The organism is Phormidium sp. CCY1219, from assembly GCF_035615515.1.
GTDB lineage: Bacteria > Cyanobacteriota > Cyanobacteriia > Cyanobacteriales > Laspinemataceae > CCY1219.
The window spans coordinates 1-4994 of record NZ_JAJENT010000784.1 but is presented as its reverse complement, the minus strand read 5'-3'; the positions used below and the strand labels follow the sequence as shown (position 1 = coordinate 4994).

The window sequence follows — 4994 nt, the reverse complement described above, 5'->3', positions numbered from 1 at the left end:
ACTCGTTCCCAGGCTCCAGCCTCCAACTCGTTCCCAGGCTCCAGCCTGGGAACGCTCTTTGCGAGGCTCCGCCTCGGGAAAGGCAAAAGATTCACCAGAGACGATATTATACCATTGTCGTCAATCGGCGAACAATTCCCACCCTACCGCTACATGGATCCAATAATGCATGGAACGCAATGCCCGATCGCGATCGCATTCCCGCTACAGTGACAGTGGATCGCCATTTTTTCTAATTAACAATCCACTGGCCAACAAGCTTAACGGAAGTTAACAGTTGAAACACAAACTGGCGATTTTTTCTGTAAAAATTCGGATAATTTATGAGTTTTAATTGTAAAATTTCAGTAAAATTACGAGAGGAATCTTTCTATTTTTTTTGTATTAAAAAAATTAGGCAAAAACCTGCCAAAATGGCAACTCATTCTCCAGGTGGTGGGCTAGGTTAGGGGTAATGGAAAAATAAAAATTGCTGGAGGAAAAAACCTATGTTATGGCACACAAGCGATCGCAGCACAAACTATCCCGGAAGACTGGCAAAGCGGCTACTAGCGATCGCCGCCCCCGTTCTCACTAGTACCGCGATCGCCAGCGCACCCGCCTATGGCGCAACCTTTGCGGCATCTCACAGTGAATTCTACTTCGACAACTTCAGCCACAGCCCCACCTCCAGTCATACCTTTGCAGGAACCGATACCTGGACCTGGGCCAAACCCGCCGGATCGGTGGCGGCGGTGGGTAACGCTGAAGCAGTGTTTTTCCATCCCCCCAACTATCCCGCCGTCGCCTGGAATGAATCATCCAGTTTAGCGTTTGGTGAGGGTCACGACTACCGAGGATTCGCCGCAAGTGAGGCCCGGGTAATCGGCAACTTTTTTATCCCAGAAGCCGAAGACTTTTACTTTGATTTTAGCGGAGGTTTACAGCTAGCAACTTCCATCGAAAATTCTCCGGGAGAAGCAGCAAAAGCCGCAGCAGATATTTCATTTTTATTACTCGATCGCAGCCAACCGGAAAATCAGCAATTGTTGGATTTTGTCAGTTTATCTGCTGCGTTAGAAACTGACTTAGATACTGACTTTATCGGCTATCAGAATAGCCCCACTGTCACCGCTAATTTTTCATCCCATACTGAGTTTGGTGGACTGCAAGAATTTGCCGGGATAGGCGTGGAAGGCTCAGTGAAGCGTTCTTTCAACAGTCCCACTCATTTGAGTTTAGTCGAACTCAAGAATACTCGAGTTGCCGTTAAAGCGCCGGAACCGTCTTTAACTCTCGGTTTTATGGTTCTCGGATTGCTCGGAATTCGCTTAAAGTCTCAAACTACGAAAGAAAACAATTGACTTCCAAACCTTTTTACACCAACCCGGCGCGCTCATCTGCTGGTGACCTGCAAACAACCGTATTTAGGATAATTTAGGGCATTACAGAAGGTCGTTTACCTTACATTCCTCCTCGGATACCCAATTTTACTTGACGAAAAAAACTGCCAAATTGGCCACATGTTTTCCCTTCCAGTCGATAACATAACAATAGTAAAAACAAATTACCAAGCAACTGACTGGAAAAAAACCATGAATCACCCATTTAATCGCAAATTCAACGACTTAGAACCGCAAGAGTTAGAATTTGAAGAACAACTGACAGAAGAAGAAGCGGAAAAAGTCGGCGGTGCTTATAGTGTAGTGACCACCCTCGCCATTGGAGAAGAAGGCGGTTATGGCTGGCATCCGAAGCCCTATCCTCGTCCTATAAAGCCTCCCATGCACCCCCCAATTGACTTTCCAATTGACTTTCCGATGCCACCAGAACCCAAACCGGAAGAACCCCCCGTTTATACCACGATGGCTTTAGGAGAAGAAGGCGGCGACTTTGCCATGATGTAAGGCAAGGTTAGCATTTTAACTATGCATAACCTCAACAATAAAGCAGCACGAATTTTGCGGCGTGCTGCTTTATTTTTATCGAATAAAAATTTTTCCAATCTGGCTTCGAGGGGTAGGGTGAGCAATGCCCACCCTACGAAGTAAGGTGAATTATTGCATCAACAAATTAACCAAATCCCGAGTAATGGGATAGTCGGTTTGATTTTCAAAATGGACGAACATCGGACTGGGATTCGCCTCCAAAAAATAATACTCGCCCCTAGGGGTTAAACGCCAGTCGATCGCCGTCCACTCCATCATAAATGCCCGGGTAATAGCCACAGATTGCTCGCGAATCATTTCCGGCACTTCCACCGGAATTAACTGCGCTTCTTTATCTTCGCGAAAGTCTACCGAAGGACTGCGAATTTCCGCAGAATACACCGCATCTCCAATGACGTAACTGCGAATATTCGTCCCCGGAATGTACTCCTGTAGGGTCACGGGGGCTAAACTCAGTACGCTATTGAGCCGTTCCGGTTCTAAATGAGCGGGGCTGACCAATTGGGTATGCGCGCCGCCATAAACCGGCTTAAAAATCACCCGTTCTCGCCACTGAACAAACTCGATAACCGCTTGCGGATCGTTGCCGATCGCCGTGGCGGGAATGGTGACGCCGAGTTGCTGGGCGCGGGTGAGCTGGCGGGGTTTTTCCTTGTGAAACTGATAGGCATCCCAGGAGTTTATCCACCGGGCGGGGCACAGTTGAATCAGCGATCGCAGCATGCTCATCCCATCATTATACGCCACCCTTTGTTGATGCGGATCTTCCAAATCCGGAACGTATATTTCCCCCAACGTGCGCCAAAATACGCTGTGAATGTCTTCCAGGTTCATCCGCCGCCCTCCGGGAAGGGTTAAATATCCCACCCCCGCACTGGGTTCCCAACACATTCGCAATTTCGTCGGAAAAAAACGAGTGTCTAAATAATCAACTGTTGCCCCGGCTTCGCTCAAAGCTCGATGCAAATGTGCCGCCGTGCCATCTTTGCCATTTCCTAAAATTAATACGTTCATTTTTTGTCTTGCTAATGCCTTTTCTATCACCCCATTTTATCCCAATTCTCCAGAAATGGTAAAATTCCTCGTTCTCAGGTTTAACCCTGGAAACGAGGAAAAAGTCTGTTTTAAATTAGCCCCCGTAGGCGGGCTTCAAACGTTAACGCCCCACCCTGATTTAGGGGCTTTTTCAGCTAGCTGGCTTCCAACTCGTTATGAATCATGTAGTTCACTTCCGTTTCCAGCCATTGGGCAAACATGCGATCGATAATTTGTTGGCGAATTTCTGACGTCAGTTCCGGTTGAATTAACTCTTCGACTAATAACAAATGATAGCCCGCCTCGGTTTTCACCGGTCCTACGATGTCGCCAATCGAAACGCGAAATATCGCCGCTGCAATTTCCGGTGGTAAACTCGATCGCGGGACTTTGCCTTCACACCCGCACAAAACTCGCCGTCTTTCGTCGATATCGTAAAAGTGTGCCGCTTCATAAAAGCTTATTTCGCGCTCTTCTATTTGATAAAACAATTCTCGAGCAACTTCCTCGGAAGGGACAATAATTTGATAGAGTAAAACCTTTTGAAAATCCAGGCGATTTTCGGCAAAATACTTGTCCACATCTTTGTCAAATAGCGCCGCTGCTAACTTTTTTTGCAATAGGCGATCGCGAATTCCCCGTTCCCAATCCTCCGGGGAAATCATTTGCGCCTCTAGCCACGCTAAGGTATCTTCTGCTTTTTCCAGGCGATTGTCGCGCCGGAAGCGATCGCTTTCTTCCTGAACTTCTTCTTCCGGTACGGTAATCTCCCGGTCCTGCGCCGCTCGTTCCACCACTTTTTGATGCAAAATCTTTTGCGAAATTGGCTTGAGTTGAATCTCTTTTTTGAGAAATTCAATAAATTCTTGGGGTTCGATTGGTACTTTTGATAAATCCGTCATGGTAACAAGTTTCTCCTGAAGCCAGCGGTTTTATCCCATTGCCAGAATATCTTCTGACACCGGGGTAAAATCAGCAGGGTTTAATGTGGTGTTCCCGCCTGCATCGACGGTATTGAGAACCACCCCTAAATAGGCGTTCTCGTTCAGTTTCAGGGCGGTAGCGTCGGCGATGCCATCGTTATTGGAATCCAATGCCTCAAACGCGACGTTTTCGGCAGAAACGCCCTGAGTTAACCCTATTTTATCACCGGCTGCCGGATTAAAATCGGCGATCGCATCAGCTTGTAGCGGATCCCTGACAACGGTTGCAGTTCGCATCACAAAGGTATCCGCACCCGAACCTCCAGTCAAGGTATCGGTACCAAAATCGCCCACCAGCACATCATCACCATTTCCGCCAATCAGGGAGTCATGGTTTTTGCCCCCGCGAATGATATCGTTGCCCTCTGCGCCGATTACGGTATCGTCGCCTTGGTTGCCATTGAGTATATCGGCATCTGCACCGCCAAACACGCGATCGCCCCCTTCCATTCCGCGCAGGTAGTCTTCTCCACCGTTGCCCTGAATGTTGTCACGGCTAGCACTCCCCTGCATCTGGTCTCCCGCCGCCGAACCTGAAGCGATCGCAAACGATTCTGTAGTGGATGAATCCGACGGCAATCCAGACTCCTGTGTAAACTCCGCTGCAGCAATATTATCTTCTTCGCTCTCGGCGGGCATCGGGGGAATCGTGGGTACGGCAATAGATGTGAGACCAGAAGGCGCTTGCGCCTCGGTTGCCGCCGATGTAGCGCTTGTGCTATTCGCGGACTCTCCGGCGGCAGTGGCGGTGGCGTTGCCTTCCGCAGAGGTTCCTTCAGCCGAGAAATCCGACGCCTGAGAGCTGGTAGTTTCTCCGGTGGGTGAGGTGGCGATCGCTTCGCTACTACTCTCCGCACCGCTAGCATCCACCTCCGCCCTCGCACTGCTCGAACTGCTGCTTTCTCCGGAATTCCCCGTAGCAGGGGGTTCCCCGTCAGTGGGAGGTCTGGGGTTCGTTGCTTCCCTATTCCCCCCCGCATCGGCACTTTCTCCCGAAGTGCTAGCATTGCTGGAATTGCTGCTGGCTTCGGTACTGGCATTGCTTTGG

General features: G+C 49.2%; 6 protein-coding genes. 3 read left to right on the top strand and 3 right to left on the bottom strand.

Going from position 1 to position 4994, the window contains the following annotated elements; genetic code table 11:
• The 3 genes from LKK83_RS23960 to LKK83_RS23950 form a co-directional block, all read left to right on the top strand.
• The coding region (locus tag LKK83_RS23960; protein WP_324633921.1) for a hypothetical protein at positions 1-236 on the top strand (236 nt) is incomplete at its 5' end.
• A gap of 252 nt (positions 237-488) precedes the next feature.
• The gene (locus LKK83_RS23955; RefSeq protein WP_324633920.1) at positions 489-1343 is read left to right on the top strand and encodes a hypothetical protein; all 855 of its coding nucleotides are present in this window, start codon (positions 489-491) and stop codon (positions 1341-1343) included.
• A 231-nt stretch (positions 1344-1574) separates the two neighbouring features.
• Entirely contained in the window at positions 1575-1886 is a 312-nt protein-coding gene (locus tag LKK83_RS23950) for a hypothetical protein (RefSeq protein ID WP_324633919.1), read from the top strand.
• A 150-nt stretch (positions 1887-2036) separates the two neighbouring features.
• On the opposite strand, the gene LKK83_RS23945 is transcribed toward LKK83_RS23950, so the two are convergent.
• The 3 genes from LKK83_RS23945 to LKK83_RS23935 form a co-directional block, all read right to left on the bottom strand.
• Entirely contained in the window at positions 2037-2942 is a 906-nt protein-coding gene (locus LKK83_RS23945) for a hypothetical protein (RefSeq protein WP_324633917.1), read from the bottom strand.
• A gap of 176 nt (positions 2943-3118) precedes the next feature.
• The gene (locus LKK83_RS23940; protein WP_324633916.1) at positions 3119-3865 is read right to left on the bottom strand and encodes a foldase protein PrsA; all 747 of its coding nucleotides are present in this window, start codon (positions 3863-3865) and stop codon (positions 3119-3121) included.
• 30 nt (positions 3866-3895) lie between these two features.
• Positions 3896-4994 (bottom strand): calcium-binding protein (locus LKK83_RS23935; protein ID WP_442957362.1); only part of this gene is annotated, 1099 nt, incomplete at its 5' end.